The organism is Paenibacillus sp. FSL R5-0713 (genome assembly GCF_037973325.1).
Taxonomy (GTDB): Bacteria; Bacillota; Bacilli; order Paenibacillales; family Paenibacillaceae; genus Paenibacillus.
In genome coordinates, this window is sequence record NZ_CP150229.1 from 1100114 (window position 1) to 1123549 (window position 23436).

The following is a 23436-nucleotide window of genomic DNA, read 5'->3' on the forward strand; positions in this document are numbered from 1 at the left end:
AGACAATATATAACGGATATCAGATGACGGATACCCTTATTTATAATTCGGACCTTGCCTGATTTTGAATCCATACCATGCGATATGCAAAATGCAGAACAAGAAATTACAGGCAGCAGTTAAGCCTGAATCGATGATAAGGAGCGTTAAAGGGCTATGTCAGTAGAAGTGCAGACGGAATATCTGAAGATGCAAAATGAGAAGGAATCCAATGCAAGATCGTACCCCAGACATTTCCCGCTTGTTATTAGCAAGGCCCATGGGGTGAAGGTTACCGATACGGATGGCCGCGTATTCTACGATTGCCTGGCTGGTGCAGGAACATTGGCGCTGGGGCATAACCATGACACGGTAATCAATGCTATCCGCGATGTCCTGGATCAGCAGATTCCGCTACATACTCTGGATTTGGCAACGCCGCTGAAGCTTTCATATATGCAAGAATTGTTCTCCATTCTTCCAGCAGCGATGCAAAATAAGTCCAAAATCCAGTTCTGTGGTCCAACTGGAGCGGATGCTGTAGAAGCAGCTATTAAGCTGGTCAAACATGCAACAGGTGGCAAATCCATTCTTGCCTTTCAGGGAGGTTATCACGGTTCGACCCAAGCAACCATGTCGATGAGTGGCAACCTGAGCAAGAAACAGCATCTGCAAAGCCTGCTGCCAGATGTACATTTCCTGCCGTTTCCTTATGAATACCGCTGCCCTTTTGGTGTTGGTGAGGGCATGACGGCCCGGTTAAGTGCACAGTATATCGAGAACTTGCTCGATGATTGCGAGAGTGGTATTGCTGCACCGTGCGGAGTCATTGTGGAGACGGTGCAGGGCGAAGGCGGGGCGATTCCAGCAGACATTGAATGGCTGAAGGAGCTGCGCCGAATCACAGCAGAGCGAAGCATTCCACTCATTATCGACGAAGTGCAGACAGGCATCGGACGCACAGGCCGTATGTTTTCATTTGAACATGCCGGAATTGTACCCGATGTAATTATCTGCTCCAAAGCGGTTGGCGGAAGTCTGCCCATGTCTGTCGTCATCTATAAGGAAGAGCTGGACCAATGGCAGCCTGGTGCACACACAGGAACATTCCGTGGCAATCAGCTGGCCATGGCTGCGGGACTGGCCACACTTCGTTATATCCGGGAACAGGATGTTCTACACAATGTACATCTGCGCAGTGAGCAGTTCATGAAGCAACTGAATGCATTGAAAGAGCGCTATGCCGAGATTGGTGACGTCCGAGGCAGAGGACTGATGATCGGCGTTGAGGTGGTTAATCCGGCAGGCCGCAAGGATCGTTTGGGACATTATCTGCCTAATGGTGCACTTGCTGAGTCTATTCAACGTGAATGTTTCAAGAATGGATTAATTGTGGAACTGGGCGGTCGTCATTCAGCGGTTGTTCGTTTTCTGCCGCCGCTGAATATTACGGAGCAAGAATCGGGCGCGATCCTGGCGATCTTTGAGAAATCGGTAGCTGAAGCAATTGCCTTAGCAACGGCTGCATGCTGAAGCTGTCCCTGATGAAGAGGCATGCCGTATTACTCGCGATTCTGCTCGGTGCTTTTTCGCTGGTACTGACCAACAGTGCATTTAATCTGCTGCTGCCTTATTTTGTGCAATATTATCAGATCTCTACGACAGCAGGCGGATGGATCATCGCCCTCTACATGCTGGCCATGACGTTAACGATGCCGCTGGCTTCCCTGATCGTAGACCGACTGGGCCGGAAGCAGACGTATATGCTGGGTATCACCATCTATGGCGTGTTCTCGGTGGCAGGTGCACTTTTTTATCACTCGATTGAGGTACTGCTGCTGGTGCGTTTCATGCATGGGGTTGCCGCCGGGCTGATGATTCCGTTATCGCTTGTGTTGCTGTTTGATGTATATAGACCGGAGGTAAGGGGACGAATTACAGGAGCGTGGGGGTTGCTGCTTATGCTGGCTCCTGCGGCTGGGCCAACGCTGGGCGGCTTCATCATTCAGTATGGACGGCTTGAAATGCTGTTCTGGCTGAATGTGCCGCTGGCTGTATTTTCGTTCATCGGGTGCGGTCGAGTCATTCAGACTTATATTCCCGCCCGTAGGAAACGATGGCATCCAACCAGTATCATGCTGCTGATCTGTTCGGTAGGTGCCCTTAGTCTGGGCGTACAGTTGTATGCGAGTCCTGTCGCAGAGGTATGGGTACCTTGGCTGCTGATTTCGCTCGGTGTGGTGTTACTTATTCGTTTTGTCCAGACCGAGAACGGTCGCAAGGAACCACTGATACGTTACCAGTTGCTGCGGCGTAATGCCGTCTTTCCACTGACCGTGCTGATCTCGACCATTCAGGATTGTGTCATGTTTGGCGTGATCTTTGCATTGCCATTATTATTCCAGGATGTCTTCCACCTGTCTCCGGCCTTATCCGGTGCATTGTTCATACCCTTGTCGTTCTGCACAAGTCTGTTCATGTGGATCGGAGGCAGTCTGCTGGATCGCGGTCGATCCATGCATTTTATCGCATGGGGCACGTTGCTGGTGTCGATATCGATCTTGTCGTTTGCCGTTCTACCCATGGGAGCATCGATCTGGATTATCGGTATGCTCATGGCGTGCCGTGGAATTGGCGTTGGCCTGTCAGGCATGAGTATCTCTGCGATTGGTCTGCAAGCATTACCAGACGAAGACATGCACGAAGGGTCGGTGTTATCGACCACGATTGAGCGGCTGGCTTCTTCGTTTGCAGTGATGGGTATGACCCTGTACTACGATATGCGCTGGCAATGGCTAGCCGGGGCAGGAACATCTATGGAGATGGCAAAATGGGGAGCGCTCAAAGAGATCTGCCTCGGCCTTGGCTGCGCCATACTGCTTACACTTCCCCTGGTACTACTTATAACCCGAAAGAAGGTTGGCATCATTGTTCGAGATGGAAAACAAGCTCCGGTCTGAGGCAGAGCAGCAGGCTCATGAACATTCGTGCAAGCTTCTGCTGAACTGTTACATCCGTGAGCTTGCGTTAGAGAAGGAAAATGATATTCGGATCAATCCGAATAAGCTGACGTACGCGGTTGCTTTTCCAGCCAGTGGGGTGACGGTGACAGGACAACTATCCTATTACTCTGCGATGGGAGAGCATGAATATCTCAGCATGGAATCTGGCGGAGAAGCGGTGCATTATCGCGACCTGGTTCGCTGGATCACATCTGAGCTAATTGGAGATGGGGAACAGGGAGCGAGTTCGGACCAACATGGAATGTTGAAGAGTACGGTCCAAATGAAGAGTTCACTTGAGCTGGAGAATGTACATCCATTGAGTGAGAATACGAATCGTGTCGAGGTGGCGTGTGCCAGAGATTTTGCACAAAAGGTAGATAACAGCGTAGGTAACCTTACGTTGTATATCGGACAAGCGGCCAGTCTCGACATCCACGACTATCGGACATCGGAACAGTCACTGTTATATGGTCATCCGTTTCACCCTTTTCCGAAGAATTCCAAAGGCTTCAGCGAGCAGGATGTTCGGAAGTACAGTCCGGAGCTACGCACATCGTTTCAACTCTGTTATATCGCGGTGAGGCAGGACGTCTACGTGCAGGAATGGGTGGATGACGAGGCGGTAATGGATTTGCAAGAACTCCTGCGGAGCCATGTGCAGCCGATTTTAAAAGAAAAGAGTGAAATGTATGGGCTGCTGCCCGTCCATCCATGGCAATACGCTTACCTATCACGGTTGACCGAGATACAGCACTATTTTCAAGATGAGAAATTAATTCTGCTTGGCACTGCGGGTCCTCCCGTCTATCCAACCTCTTCGGTACGTACGGTCTATGTTCCGGAATGGAACTGCAATATCAAGCTGTCACTGAACATGCAGATTACCAACATGATTCGCACCAATAGTGCTGAGCAGATGCGCAGAACACTGGATGCCTCCAGATACGTCAGGCAGCATGACTGTTTCGGTGCTGAGCCGAATACCCATATTGCGTATGAGACAGGTGTGGCGACTTGTGCTTTTGATGATGAAGAGTTAACGAGCCTGTTTACGATAGCTTATCGACCCATTGAGTTCGACCCTGCGAATACGTATGTCTTATCTAGTTTGGTTGAGACACCACTTCCAGGGATGCGTTCCAGGTTGATGACGATGCTGGGGGGTGGGCGTATCAATGCTGAGCGTTGGCTGGATCGTTATCTGGCATATTCTCTGCTGCCGATTGTACGGGCGGCGGGAGAGAAAGGCATTCATTTTGAAGCTCATTTGCAGAATACGCTCGTGACATTAAAGGATGGCATGCCTGTGGACTTTATCGTCCGCGATCTGGAAGGGGTCAGTGTGGATGAGGAACTTATCCGTGAGCAGGATCGCGGTGCGTCCGATTTATTGTTTTATCCGCGAGAGAACGCCTGGGCGCGGACATCGTACTATTTTATCGTCAATCATCTGGGGTCTCTGATTCATGCCCTGGCGCGAGATGTGAACGTTCCGGAGGAGCATTATTGGAAACAGGTACGTGAGGTACTTGAGGGTGAACTGGAACGAACGGGCAATGCATATGTGCAACATCTGCTGACGACGGATGCATTTCTGGCCAAACAAAACTTGGTGAGTTGTCTAAGAGGGATCAGCCAGACTCCGGTTTATGTGCCGGTGAACAATCCAATGAAACGAATAGGGAGTGAAGTGCGTGGGAGTCGTGGGATACAGGGCTGAAACAAGCGGCAGGACAGAAGCAGTCTACGTGAGTGTACAGGAACGGATCATGCGACAGACATTGGAGGCGATGTGGTTCGAGGGCATTTTGGACAGCCAAGTCAGTGGGAGCGAGTGGCGAACCAGCGGCCTCACATCTTCTGGCGAATCTGTAGCGTACACGTGTGAAGCGGAGCGGAAGTTTTCATTTGGCCGGGTGAAGGTGAAGAAGGGTTCGATTCAAAGGGAAGGCGTAGCCTGCACCGATCTGGATCTGTTTTTGGAGGAAATCGTGCTGAATTCATTAAAGGGTGCGAATGTGACGGCTTTTATTCAGGAGCTGCTCGAAACGATGGCAAAAGACAGCCAGTGCCGGGCGATATTGCCTTTGAACATTCCGCTAGAAGATCGGCATTATGATGCGCTCGAAAGTCACATGACCGACGGTCATCTGTATCACCCGAGTTATAAGTCGCGGTTGGGGTTTTCTCTGAAAGACAATCTGGCGTATGGGCCTGAGTTTAACTCTGAAGTTGCATTAGTCTGGGTGGCTGTGAAAAAAGAACTTGCTCAGACCGCTGTATCCGCAGGGTATAGCTCTGAAGAATTGGTAAGGCAGCATCTGACTGTGGAGGATATGAAGCAATTTCAAGAGGTTCTGGAGGGTGACGGGAAGACAGGTTCTGACGCGGATGAACGATATGTATTCATTCCTGTTCATCCATGGCAGTGGGAGCATCAGTTGGAATCGGTATATGCCCGTCAGTTGATGGATGGAGATATGGTGTACCTCGGTCCATCGTCTTCGCCCTATCGCGCGCAGCAGTCGATCCGTTCGCTGTCGAACCGGGTTAACTCGGAAGCCCCTTACATCAAGCTGGCTCTCAGCATTACCAACACGTCGAGCACACGTATTCTGGCACAGCATACGACCCAGAACGCACCGCTGATCAGTGACTGGCTGGATAATCTCGTTCGTGAAGATGAGCTGTTGCAGCGGGCGCAGTTTGGTATTTTAAAAGAAATCATGGGACTGTCGTTCCGTTATGAGCAGTTGCCTGCAACGCAGTATGGGCGGGCTTACGGTACACTCGGAGCCATCTGGCGGGAGAATGTATCGGTTCACCTGAAGCAGGATGAGACGGCGTGGCCGCTGAATGCGCTGATGTTGGTGCAACCGGATGGTGTTCCATTTATCCAGGATGCTGTAGAACGACATGGTGTGGAAAAGTGGAGCGAGGCCCTTGTTCGCACAGTTACACTGCCGATTATACATTTGCTCTATGCACACGGGATTGCGCTGGAATCTCATGCTCAGAATATCATTTTGGTACTGGAAGACGATCTGCCGAAACGAATTATAATCAAGGATCTGCATGATGGTGTTCGCTACGTACCGGATCAACTGTTACACACGGAAAAGGCACCGAAGCTGAACCCCGAGCCGGAAACGCATCGCAAGTTCAATCGGTACTCTTTCATCTATGCGGGAGATGTGTCGGAGGTCCGTGACTATACGTATGACGCATTCTTCTTTATCTGCATGACGGATATTGCGTTGGCCTTTGAGAAGTTTGGATTGTCAGAGCAGTCATTCTGGCAGCTGTGCGCAGGTGTAATTCTGGATTATCAGAAGCAGCACCCGGAATACGCAGAGCGGTTCGTTGCCTTTGACCTTTTTGCCGAAGATGCACTGATCGAAGAGATGACCAAGCGCCGTCTGTATGGGGATGGGGAGTTGTATTTCCGTAAGGCGAGCAATCCGCTCAAGGTATCGAAGGATGCACTGGAATCACAGGGAATGCCCGAATTAAAGGGAATCGTCGAATGAGAATTAATACGCTGCAGGAAAAGATTGCACGGAAACAGCCGGTGTATGGCCTTTTTGTATCCATACCACATCCAGTCATCATTGAGATGATTGGACATGCAGAATATGACTTTGTCATCATTGATCTGGAGCATGCCACAACATCGATGGAATCGGTAGAAGAGTTAATTCGGGCGGCGGAACTGGTCGGCCTAACTCCGCTGGTACGTATCTCGAAGGTGGAGCGAGCGGAGATTCTTAAAGTGCTGGACTGTGGCGCACAGGGCATCGTTATTCCGCATGTCGAGCAGCTGGAGCAGGTGGAAGAAGCGGTTCGTCACACTTACTATCATCCGGTTGGCATGCGGAGTCTGAATAGTGGTCGTCCTGGTGTATTTGGGAAATATCCGCTCACGGGATACATTGGGGATGCGAACGAACAAGTGATGATTGTCCCCATGGTTGAAAGTGCAGAGGGCGTTCGGCAAAGTGCACAGATTCTGTCTCATCCTCAGGTGAGTTTTGTATTGGAAGGGGCGGCGGATCTGTCGCAATCCCTCGGCGTGCCATGGCAGACCGAGCACCCGGATGTGAGACGTGCGCTGGATGAATTGCATGCTACCGCGCAGCAGTGCGAAGTACCTTATGCTACGGTCACGAGAGGTGTGGAAGACATGGCGCTCTGGGCTGAGCGGGGAGTACATATATACGTGCTGGGTGATGATCGGAATACGGCATTTCGGGCGTATATCCAAAAACGGAATGACTACAGGAATGCGGGTGGGCAGATATGAAACCAAGTGTATGGCAGGCGATCAATGAACTTCAACGAGGGACGGAAGACCCGGTATGTGCGTATATCTATGATCTGGCTGGCATGCAGGAACAGGTACGTCAGATGCTGAGCAGCATGCCCGGAAACACACAGTTGTTCTATGCGATTAAGGCGAATCCAGATCCACGCATCATTGAGGCGTTGCTTCCATTGGTAAAGGGCTTTGAAGTGGCTTCCATTGGAGAGTTGCTCAAGGTTAGAGCTGTAAGTCGAGAGGTTCCGATTCTGTTTGGAGGTCCGGGTAAAAAGGAGAGCGAGCTGCGACTGGCCATTGAGCATGGCGTGAGTTACATCCATGTGGAGAGTCTGCTGGAGCTGCGGCGCATCATTGCGATTGCGAAAGAGCGAGCAATGAATCAGGCGCAGGCGCACGAAGGCAAGCACATGCGAGGACAGAAGCAGGCACAGGAGGACGCGTATGAACACCACAGTGAGCATGACCGTGGTCAAGCTCATGAGGTTCGCATTCTGCTCCGAATTAATCTGCGAAGCAGTACGTTACCCCGGACGAAGATCGTCATGGGCGGCGGACCAAGTCCTTTTGGAATCGACGAAGAGGCAGTGGAAGAAGCGATCGAGCTCATTCGTGTGGAAGGCGCGGGTGTGATTCGGTTGAGCGGGTTCCATTTTCACTCTTTGTCCAACAATATGGACGCCAGGCTGCACGCCGAGATGATTGAGCTGTATTTGCAAAAGGTAGAGCAGTGGCAGCACCAGTATGGTCTTCCTGTGGAAGTGGTGAATGCAGGAGGAGGATTCGGTGTGACGTATGATGGAAGTCCGGGATTTGACTGGCCCTTATTCACTTCCCTGCTGGAGCAAAGTGAAGCCAGACAGCGCCTTGCTTCACGTGGAGGCGAGTTGTATTTTGAATCGGGCCGACTTTTGGTGGCAGACCACGGGTATTACGTAGCAGAAGTTACGGATATCAAAACTTCTCATGATCAGCATTTTGCTGTGTTAAGGGGAGGTACGCATCATCATCGTCTGCCTGCTTCATGGGGACATAACCACCCGTTTCAGATTATGGCGACGGAGCGTTGGAAGCATTCATTTGCCCGGCCAGAGGTAAGGGATGCTCGAGTCCATATCGTAGGTGAGCTGTGTACACCCAAGGATCGCATGCATTCCGATGCGGAGGTAGCACTGCTGCGGGTGGGAGATATTGTTTTGTTTGAAAAGTCTGGAGCTTATTGCTGGACCATTTCGCATCATGATTTTCTGGGGCATCCGCACCCGGCATTCCATTATCTAACGGAGGACAATAATCATGTCAACACTGATGAAGCGTTCCAGTCTGCAAGCTGCTGAACGCCGGATTATGGCGGATCTGATGAATTCATTTTTGGCCGAGCAATTACTCCCACTGGAGGATCACCCATTCATTGATTTTGCCGCAGCACCTGCACCGTTCAGACGATTGTATAAGGAATATGACGGCGAGGTGCAGAGACAGAATAGTGATTCTTACATTAGATTGCATACGCATGGTGTATTGTGTCTGATCGAAACAGGAGTAAGACAGGCGATTCAATGGGTTCAGGGTTCACCGATCTACGAAGAGAAAACAGATGGAAGCTGGGTTCTGCTTGATTCTCCGGCTGAGGTTGGACGTGCAGTGTTACAGAGGGCTGTGTCAGATGAAGAATATAGGCAACCCGGAGTGGCGGAATTCCTGACTAGTCTGGATATTGCTGTAGAGCAGTATGCTCTGGGCTGGGAACAAGTCCAGTACCTGTCCGCCAACGTTCCGGCGACTGCTTATGAGTGGTTTATCAAAGGTGAGCGTGTTGCTGCATTGCGGGATCGTCCGTTCCACCCATCGTCCAAAGCCAAGGTGGGATTCAACGCAGAAGATGTAACACAGTATGCAGCGGAATTCGGGAAGGCGATTCCGCTGCGCTGGGTGGCTATACGTTTGGATGCCGTGCAGCAAGGTTGCGAAGATGGGTTGTCCATTTTGGACGTCTTAGACGATGTTCAGCGTGAAGTGGTGGAAGCCGAGTTTGCTCGTAAAGGAATCACTTTCGACGAATATCTGCCGATGCCTGTTCATCCGTGGCAATTGCCGCATGTCATTCTGCCTCGCTTCACTGGAGAGATTGAAGAGGGCAGCATTGTTGTATTGGATATAGAAGCGGGCGACGCACAGGCCACATCCTCTCTGCGCTCGGTGGCTCCGTTAACCGAATCTAATCTGATGCTCAAGCTGCCCGTTAGTGTGCTGTCGCTGGGAGCTGCTCGTTATCTGCCAGTGGTCAAGCTGCTGAATGGTCTTGCTGGAGAACAGATGTTAAGACAGGCCGTTGCTTGTGACGAGACGTTGAAGGACAAGGTATATATGTGCGAAGAGCAGAACTGGTGGGGCTTCATGCCGGAATCCATGGGACTGTTCGACGATCATCCCCGCCATCTGGCTGCACAGATTCGTGTGTATCCCGCTGAATTGTTGGGTGAATCCTACAAAGTCATCCCCATGGCAGCACTGGGTGTAAATCTGGATGGACATCATCTATTAACGGAGATTCTGGGAGATGACCTGAGCAGCGCGGACGTGGTGGAATTCTATACGAGTATAGCTACGACTTTCTATGACATCGTAATGCGTCTATTCAAGGTGGGCGTTGTACCTGAGATTCATGGTCAGAACTGCTGTCTGGTGTTACGGGATAATCAGGTAAAGGGGCTCTTGTTCCGCGATCATGATTCCGTACGTCTGCATCAGCCTTATCTGGACAAGCATGGCATTGCAGACCCTGCCTATCATATTCGCCCAGGATACTCGAACAGCCTGTATAACGAGACGATCCAGAAGTTGATCTTCTATGTGCAGTCGCTGGGGACGCAGGTGAATCTGGCTGCGATCATGGAGGCACTGAGCGAAGTGTATCACATCCCGGAAACGAAGTTATGGGAGATCACGGAGCAGGCTTGGAAGGAAGCACTGACGCAGGTGCAGCTTCCTGAGGGTGACCGGGTCGCCCTTGCTTATGCGATATTCGAGAGCGAGGCGTGGCCCGTGAAGTTAGTTGTCCGTCCGCTGCTTGAAGCGGACGGAGTGCCTGGCGCGATGCCATCGGGCAAAGGCATAGGGTGGAACCCTTTTTATAAGGGATAGGTATGGAACAGAGAAGGTGACCCGTTTGACGGGTTGCCTTTTTGGCTTGTTGTTATTGGGAGTTGAAATGCTTGGAGGGGATTAAAACGTTCAACAATCTGGCTAAAAATTCTTATGGAATGGAGTTACAGGAAAGAGACTGATGGTATAATCGGGTTATGTGTTATAGTCATATTTAGCAATACCGAAAAGGTTTTCGTAAAAATCGATATCAACTGTTGTAACCGCAATCATAATTTACTTCAAGAAAGTGAGAATCTACGATGAATCAGAAGAGGCTTTTTAATGATGGATGGCAATTTGCGAAAAGTAAGCTGGATGTTACGGAACCTGCAGGTCTGGTGTATGAACCTGTGGAACTTCCCCATGATTGGCTGATATATAATACGCTCGAACTGTACGAGGATAGCATTGGATGGTATCGCAAAACGTTTCATTACACGAAGGATGAGCAGCAGCTATTGCTCTGTTTTGATGGCGTATACATGGATTCGTCCGTGTATGTGAATGGGCAGCTGGTTGGGGAGTGGAAGTATGGATACTCTGCTTTTGAACATGAGATCACGAATGCACTGGTGGAAGGCGACAATGAGATTGTGGTCAAAGTCGTGCATCAGAGCCCGAACAGCAGATGGTATTCCGGGGCTGGAATCTATCGCAACGTGTGGCTAAAGACAAGGGACCGCAACCATATTGTGACGGATGGAACGTATGTATCTATCAAGCAGCAGCCGGATGGCTGGCAGGTGGAAGTGGATACGGAACTGAACCTGGAGCAGAATCAGCAGGCAGAGCTGGTGCATACGATCCGGTATGAAGGTCAAGTGGTGGCATCCAGCCAAGCGAATGTTACGACTTCGGTGGGAGAGAATGCGGTTGTATTGACAGATAGCCAACAGATCATTGTGGAGAATCCAAACCTGTGGAGCCCGGATGCACCACATCTGTATGAGCTGGTCACAGAACTGAAACTGATCTCGGAAGATCAGAGCCAGAAGATCATTGAGGCGGTATCCCAACGTATTGGATTCAAGGACGTTAAGCTGGATCCGAGTGAAGGTTTCTATCTGAATGGGGTCCATACGAAGATGAACGGTGTGTGTGAACACCATGATCTCGGGGCATTGGGAGCGGCATTTAACCTGACGGCATTGCGTAGAAGATTCGTTTTGCTCAAAGAAATGGGCGTTAACGCCATCCGAACTGCGCATAATATGCCAGCCAAAGAGTTCATGGAACTTGCAGACGAGATGGGCATGCTGATTGTGTCCGAAGCCTTCGACATGTGGGAACGGGCCAAAACGCCATATGACTATGCGAGGTTTTTCCCAGAGTGGGCACATACCGACGTGAAGAGCTGGGTGAAACGCGACCGTAATCACGTCAGTCTGATCATGTGGAGTATCGGGAACGAAATCTATGATACCCATGCGGATGAGCGCGGTCAGGAAGTGACTCGGATGCTGATGGATTATGTGCTGGAATTTGATCCAAAAGGCAATGCGGGCGTGACCATCGGTTCCAACTACATGCCTTGGGAAAATGCACAGAAATGTGCGGATATCGTGAAGCTGGCAGGTTACAACTACGCGGAAAAATACTATGATCAGCATCATGCAGAACATCCGGACTGGATTATCTATGGCAGTGAGACCTCATCAGTGGTGCAAAGTCGTGGCATCTATCACTTCCCATTTGAACAGCCGATCTTGGCTGATGATGACGAGCAGTGCTCGGCACTCGGGAACAGTACGACAAGCTGGGGCGCGAAGTCGGCAGAATATTGCATTTTGGCTGAGCGGGATCGTCCGTATTCACTGGGCCAATTCCTGTGGACCGGATTCGACTATATTGGTGAACCGACACCGTATCATACGAAGAATTCGTATTTTGGGCAGCTGGACACGGCAACGTTCCCGAAAGATGCTTATTATATCTACCAGGCGGCATGGACGGATTATAAGAAAAATCCGATGGTTCACCTGTTCCCTTATTGGGATTTCAACCCGGGTCAAATCATTGATGTACGTGTGTGCAGCAACGCGCCGAAGATTGAGCTGCAACTTAACGGGTTGACGATTGGCACCTACGATATTGACCATGCGCATGGAACACAGCTATCTGGCTGGTGGAAAGTCCCTTATGAAGAGGGTGAGCTGAAGGCGATCGCTTATGATGAGAATGGTGTTGTGATTGCAACCGATGTACAACGCTCCTTTACGGATGCGAAGAAGATTCGTCTGCAGGCGGATCGGGAGCAATTACAGGCGAGCGGCACAGATCTCATTTTCGTGGAAATTACGGTGGAAGACGAAGCGGGTAATCCGGTGCACAATGCGAACAACCGCGTTCAGGTTCAGGTGTCTGGTGCCGGGCGATTACTGGGTCTGGATAATGGAGACAGCACGGACTATGATCCATACAAAGGACTCAGCAGAAGGTTGTTTAGCGGTAAACTGATGGCCATTATCGGAGCAACAGATGAGGCTGGGACAGTACGTATTGAAGTATCTTCGGAAGGATTGGAAGGTGCCGCAGCTGAGTATGAAGTGCAGGTTGTGGGTGCGACGGATGTCGATGGTGATATAAAAGAAGTGCATTCCGTCTTCATGGTCAATGAAGAACGTCCGGTGCTGACGGGCAGTGCTCAGGAGATTCCTTTGCGGAAAATCGAGATCATCAGCGAATCAGGACAGTTGCTTGATCCGTCCAACCCGGAGTTGGTCGTAACGGTCAAGCTGTATCCGGAGAACACGTCCTATCGGGACATTGAGTGGGCTGCTGTAAATGATGGCGGCATCGAATCCAACATTGCCAAGGTGGAAGTCCTTCCTGCGGGAACGGATGGCAATGGAAAGAATCAACATACGGTGAAAGTATCTGCGATTGGTGACGGGGCGTTCCGACTTCGCGCTACCAGTACGAATGGTACGGACAAAACAAAACTCATCTCCCAGCTGGAATTCAAGGCGGAAGGTCTCGGTACTGCCTACAAAGATCCATACGGCTTCATCACGGGCGGATTATATGATTACACCAAAGGTGAGGTTGGTAATGGGAATGAACGCGGTGTAGCAACAAGTCGGGACGGGGAGACCCATGTGGGCTTCCGCAATATTGACTTTGGACCCTATGGTTCCGATACGATCACCATTCCGATCTTTGCCTTGTCAAGCGAGGAGTACTTCATTCAGATCTGGGAAGGCATGCCGGATGAAGAAGGCAGTACGATGATTGCAGATGTCGTGTATGACAAGGAGTCCAAATGGAATGTGTACCAGGAAGAGACGTATCAGCTGTCCAAACGCTTGAGTGGGATTACGTCGATCTGCTTTGTGTTGAAGCAGAAGATTCATATTAAAGGGTTCTCGTTTGAGCGCCAGAGTCGGGCCTTTGAACAAAATGCGGCGGCATCCTGTGACCATCTTTATGGAGATACCTTCAATATTGAAGGTGATCGAGTGGAAGGCATCGGGAACAATGTATCGCTGGAGTTTGAAAACATGGACTTTACGGCAGAAGGCACGTCGAAGCTCGTCATTCATGGCCATTCACCGATTGATAAGAATACGATTCATATCCGCTTCGCAGGTGCGGACGGACAGAGTAACCAATTGGTTGAGTTCACACAATCCGAAGGATATGAAGAACGTGTATTTGAGCTTGAACGGGTGACAGGTGTGCAAAAGGTAATCTTTATCTTCTTGCCGGGAAGTCAGTTTGACTTCGACTGGTTCCGGTTCGAGAAGTAAGCAAGATGTAAATTAAATTTAAAACCCCTTCAAGCAGGCATCAGTCCATGGGAACGTGGATATGAATCGCTTGCGTGAAGGGGTTTTTCTTATATGTAGGTGTAAAAGAAAACATCAATGAACCTGCTCTGCTGCAACTGAGAGATCTAAGCGATGACCTATCCGGCTATGAATGTACAATTTAATATCCGTGTCTTGTAATGCAAGCAGATTGATCGTTTTATCACTATTTCTGCTGATAGATGTCTCCATAGGTTCACTTACTTCATTGACATACATCTTCACATATACCGTGTGGTTGCTGTTGTTTTCAATCGATATGTTGGCATGTGTCCCGTTCGAAGCAACCATTGTGAAGCTGCCGTTGTATGCGGAACGACCTTCATGTTGAGTTGGGGCAATGAGCAGAACAGATGTAGATGTTGGGAAGGAGCGCTCCATTTCATGGGCTAATCCCTTTGACTGTCGTTGGTTCGTTGAAGCTGGAGTCGCTATATTGGCTGAATGAGTGGATATGAGTATAGATAGAGCCAGTGCTACACCGAGCATTGTTTTTAACGTCATTAAATCAACCCCCTGCTGCTGAATGATAAATCACTAAAATTTTCGTTCCTGTTTATACATTTCTATGATTCTAAACGTTTGGGACAACGAGGGAGTTTCAGATAAATGACAAATTAAGCATAATCATGCAACAAAGGATAGTATTGAAACGTTCCATACATGAGGTGATGGAATGAAAATTATGCTTATATTATTGTTAGCTTTCATGCTTTTAACTGCCTGTGAGGCAAATAATCCAACAACGGATGCTTCCGGAATTACGCAAGCTTTTCCAGAAATTATTGAGCCCCATAATCCAGAGCAAGCGGAGCAAAACGGGGATGTGGTTGTGCTTCATGGAGACATACGGAACGAAGATAAGTGGGACACATTTATGAAAAATGTGAAGAAAAAACAGCAGGATCAGGTTCGTGTAACGATGTATACCATTGAAGGTGGGGCTATTATCCAGGAATTGATATACGATGGCTCAGCTATTCAATCGACTTACGATAACTCAAGGGATGCTTATGGCTCCAAACACGGAGTGAAGACCGACACCTGCAAAGGGATCGGGACGATGAAGAGTGAGGAAGGGAATGTGTTTTACGTGTTAACTGGTTGCGAGAAGGAAGAGAACCCTTTTATGATGCCTAAGTTGTAAATGAACCTTCGGGGCAATGGAATATACGATTGGCAAACTCGGTGCAGCTCACTGTGCTGATGTATACTCCAAAGGTGCTACCGGAATTACCGGTTCCAGGTTCGTGGAGCATATGGGCAAGGCAAAGAATTAATGGCAGGGACTGTGGTCTTATGATCTAATGGGCTTCCATCATAGTTATTCGCACACTCTCCGAATGTGCCACTGACATATACATAGGGCATACACACTGTGTGCATCGGCCTAAGGAGAGTGACTATTTTGAAGAATCTGAACAAGAGGACAGCTACCCTCAACAAATTAAGGCCCAGACGTGCTAGATTGAAATACAAAAACAAAATTCGACGAAAACGGAAATATAAGATGATTCGTAAAGTGTGCCGAAGAAAGTACCGCTCCCTGAAGCGTCCAGTAAAATCACAGACAATGGTCTGTGACAAAAAAGTCATTGCATTACCGAGAGGGGGAGGCAGCAATCCTGTATGTTGTGAGCCTTCCCCACTGCTCGCTCCGTTGAGACAACATGAATTGGAGACGGTTAGTCTCCCCGGGACGCAAGGGGTTGCAGGCGCCCAAGGTCCCGCGGGATCTCACGGCGAGTCAGGTCAACCAGGTATTCCCGGAGCGCAGGGTCTCGCAGGCCCTCAAGGTGGGCTGGGTCAACCGGGAGTTCCCGGAGCGCAAGGCCCGGCAGGTCCTCAAGGTGAGCCGGGTCAACCGGGGGTTCCCGGAGCGCAAGGCCCGGCAGGTCCTCAAGGTGGGCTGGGTCAACCGGGAGTTCCCGGAGCGCAAGGCCCGGCAGGTCCTCAAGGTGAGCCGGGTCAACCGGGGGTTCCCGGAGTACAGGGTCCAGCAGGCCCTCAAGGTGAGCCGGGTCAACCGGGAGTTCCCGGAGCGCAGGGTCCCGCAGGTCCTCAGGGTGAGCCAGGTCAACCAGGAGTCCCCGGAGTGCAGGGTCCAGCAGGCCCTCAAGGCGAGCCGGGCCAACCGGGGCTCCCCGGAGCGCAAGGCCCCGTAGGCCCTCAGGGTGAACCGGGTCAACCGGGAACTCCCGGAGCGCAAGGGCCAACGGGTCCCCCAGGTGAGCAAGGTCCGCCGGGCACCATACCCGGAATTGAAATCATTCCTACGGTAAACCGTTACTTCTATTTTCCAGATATCGATCTGGATTTGTCGGTCTCAGTTATAATTCCTGCCACAGCATTCACTAATGACGATGGCGACAGCATAACCCAATTTGCCGGGATTGGACTTAACAGCTTTAACAATCTTTATATCAACGGGGTCGTCCAACCAGGAAACTCATATAGTGTAAGTGCGGATAGGTTGTCTTTTTCGTCACAAAACGGTGTGATCTTTGCAGGGACACCTATTATTATCGAGATGATTATAATAACAACCAATATCATAAATGGTTAAAATTGGTTTTATTCACCGGTTCCTTTGCCCTCACTGCGCTCGAATCTACCACATATACTATGTCAGGTAGGAGGTGAGAAACATGCCACTCGTGACCCCATTTCAGAACAGTTTGAGATTTGCTGCAACCATTGGTGACGGAACCGGGACTGGAGCAACATTTGCGATTGCTGCGACAGCTTTTACAAATGATGCGGGTGTAGCTGCAACGGCATTCCCAGGCACGTTCAACTATTACAATCTTTATATTAATGGCCTTATGCAAACAGCAGATACATCCTCGGCTACGACGACTACACTTACAATCCCTGGTGGAGATGCATTAAATGCAGGGACTCCAATTGTTGTACAATTTGTAGTGTCTTAATGAAGATGTAATCATGCTGTATCGTTATCTTGTGCGACTTCTATCTGAGGGTAGAAGTCGTTCTTTTTGTACAAGACTCTCGTCGACATAACAGTATTCATTCATGCATTAATGTGCAAAAATGGTTACCCAAGGATGTTGCCCAACTACCGGATAACCTCTGAGGAAATGATCCTTCCGTTTGATTCCAATCCTCACTCTCACTTGTTAAAATTTAGGTACATAAACTATGGTCAGGTTGGCGGTGAAGATAGGATGCAACGTATTCAGGTACATCCCGATGTGTTGGACGAGAAAGCTCGATTGGTCCAGCAGAAGAAACAGGAACTGGAGCGAATGGTCTGGGAACTGGAGAAATCCATCTATATGTTGCAATCCGATTGGTCGGGTGTGACCGGAGAGCGTTTCTTCTGGGATTTTATGCAGGCAAAAGAAGTGTTCCCGACTACACTCGGTCTGTTGGACAAGATCCAGAATGAGTTTACGTTTATCGCAAAGAACTTTAGAACAACGGACGGCTCAGGCGAGGTGGCGTTGTACATTCCAGAAGAGCTGAAGCGCAATTTCGCTGTAGGGCTGCTTGATAAATCCATAGGAGAAACAATAACGGGAATGGGGCAGACAGCAGAAGCGTTCTTCGATAACCCGTTCAGTACATTAGGCAGTATGGCATATGCCATGACCGTAGGCAAAGTTATAGACGTTGGGCGGGGTATTCAATTTGCATGGGATACCGCCTGGGGCACGAGAACGGCGAGGTCTGATATAGAGCAATTTGTAGAAGACCAGAAGAAGCAGATTGATGAGAGTGGGGCAGGATATTACGGTGGAGCGATGACAGGGCAGGCTCTGGCGTATGTATTGTTTGGGAAAGCCTTTCGTTCGATGGATGACAAGCATACCGATCTGGGTGGATCTGGTGTTAAAAGAGAGGGACCGTATACTCTCAATGAACCTGTAAAGATTAGAACAAATAAAGGGATAGAAGTTGAGTTCACGAATCCATCAGGAAATAAGATTAGCTGGATTGAACAGAATCCTAAAAATATACCAAACGCAATCGAAAGTTCGTTAAAGAGTCCTAACTCAGGTAGAGCTCTAGAGGGAAGGGTGGCGGAGTATGTTCAGCAAAGAATTGAAGTACTTGGATTTGCATTAAAAGCAAATAATCTTACGAATAATGAGGTTGCAGGAGATCTAGATGTTGTTACTAGTAAACAAATTATTGAAGTTAAAAAGTCTACAGCGGCCTTAGACATGGAACAGATAGATAAATATATTAATTCAGACAATGCTAAGTTTTTCAATCATGAAATGAAAGAAGTTATTGTCTATATTGACAAGCCAATTGATTTGACGAATAAATACGTAAAAGAGAATATGGATTCTCTTAAAAATTCAGGTGTTATTGTTGTAAATTCACTAGATGAATTAGGAGGAAATAATGGGAACGTCAGCAGCTGTTGTATTTAGAAGTGGGGAAAGTATCGAAATAAATAAATTATTACTCCGTTTAGAAGAGTTATGTAATAAGGAGGGATTATTTTATAGTCATGACTTGAAAAAGATTGATGAAGCCTCAAAATTAAAATATTGTGAGTTTTGCATTAGTGATATTCCATTAAAAGATAGCTTTGACAGACAACTGATGTTTGGACTAGCAGATGAACCATACCCTCATAAACTTGTTAATTTTGAATGGGATTCTCCAGAAATAGATTACTTTAAAGCAGTAGTATCTGGTGATTTTGAAGATAATGAAGATTTGTTATTTAAATTTCTTTTTTTATTTTTGAATGAATTTCCGGATGCAAAAGCATGGATTGAGGAAGATTGGTTTTATAACTTGGATGATATGAGAAAGATAAAAGTATCCTACAATGACAATTGGTGTTACATGGATCCTAAAAGCCTTTGAAATAAAAATATACAACTGAATTATAGATAAAGCATATAGCACTTTTACCATACTATGTTGGAAAAAAAGGATAAATATCTTCTCGATTGGTGTTGATGTAGAAGAGGAAGATGTACCGATGATTATTGAGGAACTACTTCTGGTGAAGGATTGGGCTGTCAAGAATTTAAAAGATGAGCAAAGGGATAAAAAGAGGGAAAGCTAATCGACAAGTTGAAAGAGGGCTGTTTGAGATGAGTTCTTTGATTTTTTTGAAAAAGATTGAAAACTATTCTCCTGAAAAAGCCATTGAAGATTTTAAGAAAGCAGCGCAAAAAGCGAATATATTTTGTATTTTGATAAAAGATAAATACCGTAGGGATCTCTTCATATCAGCTGAGGGAACACTATCAGAAGTTGATGAATTTACTTTTAAAAACATGGATAAAAAGGACAACTTAAAGTACTTCACATTTAATGTTAATCAAGTAGAAGAAGACTCAGTCGATAGTTTCACTTGGCTTACTCAAGACGAAAATTACTTCTGGGCTTTAGATATTGAAAATATAAATCACGAGTACAAATTTATTTTTAGATTTGTTGTAGAGTATTTTAAAGATAATGGCGAGGATTATTTATGGTTTGATGATGCCGAGTGGTATTACACAGCTGATGATATTTTAAAATTAAGTCAGATGCCATATGATCCGAACTGGTGCAGTAAAAAGATTGTCTAATTTTATATAATTGAAAATAACGAGGTTTTACTAGGGATAAGAGATAATCGGGGAGTATTGAAATAATGGGAATGCCATCTTTTTTATTATTTAAACGTGGAGAAAGCACATCAGCAAGTAATTTATTGAGTACTATTAATAATATATGTATAAAAAAGAAACTATTCTTTGATAATGATGAAGAAACTTACGATAGCGAAGGTACATTAAAATATACTCGACTATATATAAGCGAAACGCCATTTAAGGAAAATTATTCAAGAAACGCAAAATGAATATTTTAAAGCAGTAGTTTCTGATGATTTTGATGATAATGAGGATTTATTATTTAAATTCCTTTTTGATTTTCTGAACGAATTCCCCGATGCAAGAGTATGGATTGAGGAAGATTGGTTTTACAATTTGGAAGATATGAAAAAGATAAAGGCATCTTACAATAATAATTGGTGTTATATAGATCCAAACAACATTTGAGTGAAACACATAATTAAGATTCAGGCACTTCTACCAGATGGTAAGTAGAGGTGCGGATGTTCTTTTCACGGCAAGAGTTTACCGGAGGACGAGTCGCGGCACAGATCAGTTTTACAGCGGCCTTGTTGACGTCGTGCCCGTTAGTGTGTTTGTTGATCATTTTCTATTAAATCAACCCTTTCATCCACATAGCAACTTGTACTTGTACAATGGCAAAAAGGGAGATACTGGCGCGAGGCTTGAAGGCTCTCACAGCAGAAAGGATTTATACCACATGCCTACATACAACAAATTGGTGCGGGACAAGATTCCGCATATTATCACATCCAGTGGTAAAGAATGCCGCACACGCTTTCTGGACCCGGAGGAGTATAAACAAGAATTAAGAACAAAGCTGCAAGAAGAAGCGGATGAGTACATGAGTTCAGGAAGCGATCAGGAAGCTCTGGAAGAATTGGTAGACTTGCTCGAAGTGATCCGGGCGCTGGCGGAGGTGCATGGTGCGAACGCGACACAGTTGGATAAGCTGAGAGCTGGCAAAGCTGAGGGGCGTGGTGGATTCCAGGAACGGGTGTATCTGATCGATGTGGACGAAGCTTAATGTTAAACGCAACTCATTACAGATCACTTGGCAGATGAACTGATCACCCGGATGCATCATGCGTCCGGGATTATTTTGTTACTGTGAAATAACTTCCTTTGCCGGAAATAATAGTGAGTTCATCAATTCTTACATAATAGTTCCAGTGAAATGGGGTGTTATCCGGATAGACGATAATATACTGTGGATCATTAAAGGAGTAACGTTGTTGCAAAGAATAACTTATTATTGCATTAGAAATTCCTAAACTTACAACAAATGAAGCTGCTAATACTAATGAGACTATTGCAAGTGGTTTAACTTTTTTATAAATTAATGTGATTGCAGTGGTGATGGTTAACAACGCAAAAATGATGAGTTCATTATTTGATCCCAAGATCGCGAAATTCTGTTCTTGGTTCATAAAAGGGTAGAACAGATTAATTCCATTACCAAGAAGGTCTATAAGAAGGTGCCCGATGATTAATGTGGCCATCGTACTTATCCATGCCCAGAAGAACCGAACGTTTAAGGTTCTATAGATGATCCAGCCATATGCAGCTCCAATTAAGGGGGCCGTAGTAAGAGAATGCAACAATATATCACCAAAATACTTAGTGATATCAGGAGTGATAGCAATAATAGATCCCAAAACAAAAGTAATTATATAGTCTTTAGAAAAAGATAACTGCTTATTTAAAAAAAGTAATAGAATCGTTCCGCCCGTAATTAAGTGTATAGCCATATGAAGAAACATTTGCATCGAGTTACCTCCTGAACCTGGTTCATACATTTAATTCTTTTAGTGATGTATGCTCACTTCACACCAAATCACTTTTCCTTACCCTCCACATAAAACATAATCGCTTGATACAAAAACCTCAAAAATCCCTCATCACCAAACTGATCAAAATAACCCGCATAGCGACGATCCGTCGTATAGGCTTCTGAGATACACCTCAAAATCTCAGCATCACAGACCATAAACTGCTCCAGACAACTTTTCCATTCACCTACTAACTTTTGTACCTCACTAGAAGCAGGAGGTAGATCCTGATGCTTTGCCAATTTCCGAAATATCTGCTCCATGTTGATCGAGAACTGCTGGTAGGCTTGTTCTTGCTCTTCCGCAGACAGCTGGTTCACATTCGCTTCGAATTCCTGATATTTCTCGGTAGCTCCGTAGATGAACTTTGCCTCAGATTCATATTGTTCTTGAATAGACAGGATGGAAGAATCATCAAACAGATGAAGATGAGAGATATCCGTCCCATCCACATACGCATCCAACTGGTCGATGATGGTTTCGAGTTTTTGTTTGCGTTGAACGAGTGTACTGCGGTGCTCTTTTAGAATATCTTTTTGTTCACCTTTCGAAAGTTGCATCATGGCGGCAATGTCTTTCAAGGAGAAATTCATTTCTTTGAACAAGAGGATCATTTGCAGATCCCCCAGTGCCTTTTGATCGTAATACCGATAGCCATTGTCCTCGACTTTGCTCGGTTTTAGGAGATCCGTTTTATCGTAATAGTGTAATGCGCGTTTGGTGATGCCTGTGATTTGAATAATATCTTTAACGGTGAAATAGGGTGTCTTCATTCCAAAAGTCCTTTGTTTCAGCAAGGATAACACTTGCCGGAGTAATAGTTGCTTCGGTGATCGGTGTACCTGTTTTGTTCAAGTAGTATTGAATTAGGTGATAACCGCAGGCATAGCCAGCCGCATAGGGCATACCTACGGGCGTGAAATTTTGCATTGTGGCAAGTTCATCGCCGTATAGATACGGATTAATCTGGTCAAAACCAGTGACATGCAACTGATCTTTCATCTTCGGTTTGATAACGTTGTTCAAAGTCTCCATATCTGTTTTGGCTACCCAGGGGCCCAGCAACTCTTCTCCATACAGGGATGTCGCAAAGCTCTCAGCCAACCCCTCGCTAACAAGCATCTCTCCAAGCGTAATCTGTGGATTCCACTGGATATATTGGTACCTCACATTATGATTGCATTCATGGGCTAACACGGATTGCATACGAGGTAGAGTATATCTATTTGGAATCAGGTTCGCAATAATGTAACCGGGGATTCCACCGTCTCCGCTGATACCTTCGTTCATGGTCAGTGAAGGGCTAGTCTTGTCGCCTAATAAAATGGTATATAGATATTCGGAGACCGATAGCTCAATCCCGTGCTCTATAAAGGTGGATAGACTCCTATGAACAGCTTCATGACACTGTTGCCAAAATGCTTCAGACGAGATCGCAGCTAACGATTCGTTAATCTCAGGAGTGATATCTGTGGGAGCGATGTTCATAAAGTTATTCATCATAATCACATCGAAGCCATTAGGCTCTTGAGATCGAAACGGGATCTGTTGAATGTTCCATTTGTTCATAAAGGGACCCATCATTCGCTCGCGGTATAACTCCAATTTCTTATCGGGTGCAGCCTGGAGGATCTCTTCATAAATTAGATCTGAACGTAACGCGGTAATTTTCATCCTTAATCTCTCCCTCATGTAAGCATGAGATCATTATCAAGTATGACCTAACGTAAC

The 23436-nt window shown here is 47.1% G+C and carries 20 protein-coding genes; 16 read left to right on the forward strand and 4 right to left on the reverse strand.

Features of this window, described 5'->3' with window-relative positions; all coding sequences use genetic code 11:
- Positions 1 to 156: 156 nt before the first annotated feature.
- The 8 genes from MKZ12_RS04880 (at position 157) to MKZ12_RS04915 (ending at position 14198) form a co-directional block, all read left to right on the forward strand.
- Positions 157 to 1512: a diaminobutyrate--2-oxoglutarate transaminase gene (locus MKZ12_RS04880; protein WP_339239880.1), complete on the forward strand. Its 1356-nt coding sequence runs from the start codon at positions 157 to 159 to the stop codon at positions 1510 to 1512.
- On the forward strand, positions 1506 to 2939 hold the full coding sequence (locus MKZ12_RS04885; RefSeq protein ID WP_339259049.1) for an MFS transporter: 1434 nt from the start codon (positions 1506 to 1508) through the stop codon (positions 2937 to 2939). Before MKZ12_RS04880 ends, MKZ12_RS04885 begins: the two co-directional genes overlap by 7 nt.
- Positions 2917 to 4704, forward strand: a complete 1788-nt coding sequence (locus MKZ12_RS04890; RefSeq protein WP_339261314.1) for an IucA/IucC family protein — start codon at positions 2917 to 2919, stop codon at positions 4702 to 4704. The genes MKZ12_RS04885 and MKZ12_RS04890 overlap by 23 nt, the downstream gene beginning before the upstream one ends.
- The gene (locus MKZ12_RS04895) at positions 4679 to 6514 is read left to right on the forward strand and encodes an IucA/IucC family protein (RefSeq protein WP_339259050.1); all 1836 of its coding nucleotides are present in this window, start codon (positions 4679 to 4681) and stop codon (positions 6512 to 6514) included. The genes MKZ12_RS04890 and MKZ12_RS04895 overlap by 26 nt, the downstream gene beginning before the upstream one ends.
- Positions 6511 to 7287 carry an aldolase/citrate lyase family protein gene (locus MKZ12_RS04900; protein WP_339259051.1) on the forward strand — a complete coding sequence of 259 codons (777 nt, stop codon included), beginning with the start codon at positions 6511 to 6513 and terminating at the stop codon, positions 7285 to 7287. The genes MKZ12_RS04895 and MKZ12_RS04900 overlap by 4 nt, the downstream gene beginning before the upstream one ends.
- The gene (locus tag MKZ12_RS04905; RefSeq protein ID WP_339259053.1) at positions 7284 to 8639 is read left to right on the forward strand and encodes a type III PLP-dependent enzyme; all 1356 of its coding nucleotides are present in this window, start codon (positions 7284 to 7286) and stop codon (positions 8637 to 8639) included. Before MKZ12_RS04900 ends, MKZ12_RS04905 begins: the two co-directional genes overlap by 4 nt.
- Positions 8599 to 10446, forward strand: a complete 1848-nt coding sequence (locus MKZ12_RS04910) for an IucA/IucC family protein (RefSeq protein WP_339259054.1) — start codon at positions 8599 to 8601, stop codon at positions 10444 to 10446. The genes MKZ12_RS04905 and MKZ12_RS04910 overlap by 41 nt, the downstream gene beginning before the upstream one ends.
- Before the next feature lie 263 nt (positions 10447 to 10709).
- Positions 10710 to 14198 carry a glycoside hydrolase family 2 TIM barrel-domain containing protein gene (locus MKZ12_RS04915; RefSeq protein ID WP_339259055.1) on the forward strand — a complete coding sequence of 1163 codons (3489 nt, stop codon included), beginning with the start codon at positions 10710 to 10712 and terminating at the stop codon, positions 14196 to 14198.
- A 114-nt stretch (positions 14199 to 14312) separates the two neighbouring features.
- Here MKZ12_RS04915 and MKZ12_RS04920 read toward each other — a convergent pair whose 3' ends face one another.
- On the reverse strand, positions 14313 to 14762 hold the full coding sequence (locus MKZ12_RS04920) for a hypothetical protein (protein ID WP_339259057.1): 450 nt from the start codon (positions 14760 to 14762) through the stop codon (positions 14313 to 14315).
- 172 nt (positions 14763 to 14934) lie between these two features.
- Between MKZ12_RS04920 and MKZ12_RS04925 the strand changes: the two genes are divergently transcribed.
- The 8 genes from MKZ12_RS04925 to MKZ12_RS04960 all read left to right on the forward strand — a co-directional run bounded on the left by MKZ12_RS04925 (position 14935) and on the right by MKZ12_RS04960 (position 20900).
- Positions 14935 to 15405: a DUF4362 domain-containing protein gene (locus MKZ12_RS04925; protein WP_339259058.1), complete on the forward strand. Its 471-nt coding sequence runs from the start codon at positions 14935 to 14937 to the stop codon at positions 15403 to 15405.
- A gap of 363 nt (positions 15406 to 15768) precedes the next feature.
- Entirely contained in the window at positions 15769 to 16824 is a 1056-nt protein-coding gene (locus tag MKZ12_RS04930) for a DUF4183 domain-containing protein (RefSeq protein WP_339259059.1), read from the forward strand.
- Between the two features lie 82 nt (positions 16825 to 16906).
- Positions 16907 to 17191 (forward strand): DUF4183 domain-containing protein, encoded by a 285-nt coding sequence (locus MKZ12_RS04935; protein ID WP_339239900.1) that lies wholly within the window; start codon positions 16907 to 16909, stop codon positions 17189 to 17191.
- 255 nt (positions 17192 to 17446) lie between these two features.
- Positions 17447 to 18664 (forward strand): WXG100 family type VII secretion target, encoded by a 1218-nt coding sequence (locus MKZ12_RS04940; RefSeq protein ID WP_339259061.1) that lies wholly within the window; start codon positions 17447 to 17449, stop codon positions 18662 to 18664.
- On the forward strand, positions 18636 to 19109 hold the full coding sequence (locus MKZ12_RS04945) for a hypothetical protein (RefSeq protein WP_339259063.1): 474 nt from the start codon (positions 18636 to 18638) through the stop codon (positions 19107 to 19109). Before MKZ12_RS04940 ends, MKZ12_RS04945 begins: the two co-directional genes overlap by 29 nt.
- Positions 19110 to 19282: 173 nt before the next feature.
- Entirely contained in the window at positions 19283 to 19825 is a 543-nt protein-coding gene (locus MKZ12_RS04950) for a hypothetical protein (RefSeq protein ID WP_339259065.1), read from the forward strand.
- A 65-nt stretch (positions 19826 to 19890) separates the two neighbouring features.
- On the forward strand, positions 19891 to 20100 hold the full coding sequence (locus MKZ12_RS04955) for a hypothetical protein (RefSeq protein WP_339259067.1): 210 nt from the start codon (positions 19891 to 19893) through the stop codon (positions 20098 to 20100).
- Between the two features lie 473 nt (positions 20101 to 20573).
- Positions 20574 to 20900: a nucleoside triphosphate pyrophosphohydrolase gene (locus MKZ12_RS04960; RefSeq protein ID WP_339259069.1), complete on the forward strand. Its 327-nt coding sequence runs from the start codon at positions 20574 to 20576 to the stop codon at positions 20898 to 20900.
- A 70-nt stretch (positions 20901 to 20970) separates the two neighbouring features.
- On the opposite strand, the gene MKZ12_RS04965 is transcribed toward MKZ12_RS04960, so the two are convergent.
- The 3 genes from MKZ12_RS04965 to MKZ12_RS04975 form a co-directional block, all read right to left on the reverse strand.
- On the reverse strand, positions 20971 to 21642 hold the full coding sequence (locus MKZ12_RS04965) for a metal-dependent hydrolase (RefSeq protein ID WP_339259071.1): 672 nt from the start codon (positions 21640 to 21642) through the stop codon (positions 20971 to 20973).
- A gap of 68 nt (positions 21643 to 21710) precedes the next feature.
- The gene (locus tag MKZ12_RS04970) at positions 21711 to 22478 is read right to left on the reverse strand and encodes a MerR family transcriptional regulator (protein WP_339259073.1); all 768 of its coding nucleotides are present in this window, start codon (positions 22476 to 22478) and stop codon (positions 21711 to 21713) included.
- Positions 22453 to 23379: a DUF2268 domain-containing protein gene (locus tag MKZ12_RS04975; protein ID WP_339259074.1), complete on the reverse strand. Its 927-nt coding sequence runs from the start codon at positions 23377 to 23379 to the stop codon at positions 22453 to 22455. Before MKZ12_RS04975 ends, MKZ12_RS04970 begins: the two co-directional genes overlap by 26 nt.
- Positions 23380 to 23436 lie beyond the last annotated feature (57 nt).

Bases quoted from the DNA above. Each gene is read 5' to 3' on its own strand.
- MKZ12_RS04880 (WP_339239880.1), top strand. From the start codon at position 157: ATGTCAGTAGAAGTGCAGACGGAATATCTGAAGATGCAAAATGAGAAG.
- MKZ12_RS04885 (WP_339259049.1), top strand. From the start codon at position 1,506: ATGCTGAAGCTGTCCCTGATGAAGAGGCATGCCGTATTACTCGCGATT.
- MKZ12_RS04890 (WP_339261314.1), top strand. From the start codon at position 2,917: ATGGAAAACAAGCTCCGGTCTGAGGCAGAGCAGCAGGCTCATGAACAT.
- MKZ12_RS04900 (WP_339259051.1), top strand. From the start codon at position 6,511: ATGAGAATTAATACGCTGCAGGAAAAGATTGCACGGAAACAGCCGGTG.
- MKZ12_RS04905 (WP_339259053.1), top strand. From the start codon at position 7,284: ATGAAACCAAGTGTATGGCAGGCGATCAATGAACTTCAACGAGGGACG.
- MKZ12_RS04910 (WP_339259054.1), top strand. From the start codon at position 8,599: ATGTCAACACTGATGAAGCGTTCCAGTCTGCAAGCTGCTGAACGCCGG.
- MKZ12_RS04915 (WP_339259055.1), top strand. From the start codon at position 10,710: ATGAATCAGAAGAGGCTTTTTAATGATGGATGGCAATTTGCGAAAAGT.
- MKZ12_RS04920 (WP_339259057.1), bottom strand. From the start codon at position 14,762: ATGACGTTAAAAACAATGCTCGGTGTAGCACTGGCTCTATCTATACTC.
- MKZ12_RS04925 (WP_339259058.1), top strand. From the start codon at position 14,935: ATGAAAATTATGCTTATATTATTGTTAGCTTTCATGCTTTTAACTGCC.
- MKZ12_RS04930 (WP_339259059.1), top strand. From the start codon at position 15,769: ATGATTCGTAAAGTGTGCCGAAGAAAGTACCGCTCCCTGAAGCGTCCA.
- MKZ12_RS04935 (WP_339239900.1), top strand. From the start codon at position 16,907: ATGCCACTCGTGACCCCATTTCAGAACAGTTTGAGATTTGCTGCAACC.
- MKZ12_RS04940 (WP_339259061.1), top strand. From the start codon at position 17,447: ATGCAACGTATTCAGGTACATCCCGATGTGTTGGACGAGAAAGCTCGA.
- MKZ12_RS04945 (WP_339259063.1), top strand. From the start codon at position 18,636: ATGGGAACGTCAGCAGCTGTTGTATTTAGAAGTGGGGAAAGTATCGAA.
- MKZ12_RS04950 (WP_339259065.1), top strand. From the start codon at position 19,283: ATGAGCAAAGGGATAAAAAGAGGGAAAGCTAATCGACAAGTTGAAAGA.
- MKZ12_RS04955 (WP_339259067.1), top strand. From the start codon at position 19,891: ATGGGAATGCCATCTTTTTTATTATTTAAACGTGGAGAAAGCACATCA.
- MKZ12_RS04960 (WP_339259069.1), top strand. From the start codon at position 20,574: ATGCCTACATACAACAAATTGGTGCGGGACAAGATTCCGCATATTATC.
- MKZ12_RS04965 (WP_339259071.1), bottom strand. From the start codon at position 21,642: ATGCAAATGTTTCTTCATATGGCTATACACTTAATTACGGGCGGAACG.
- MKZ12_RS04970 (WP_339259073.1), bottom strand. From the start codon at position 22,478: ATGAAGACACCCTATTTCACCGTTAAAGATATTATTCAAATCACAGGC.
- MKZ12_RS04975 (WP_339259074.1), bottom strand. From the start codon at position 23,379: ATGAAAATTACCGCGTTACGTTCAGATCTAATTTATGAAGAGATCCTC.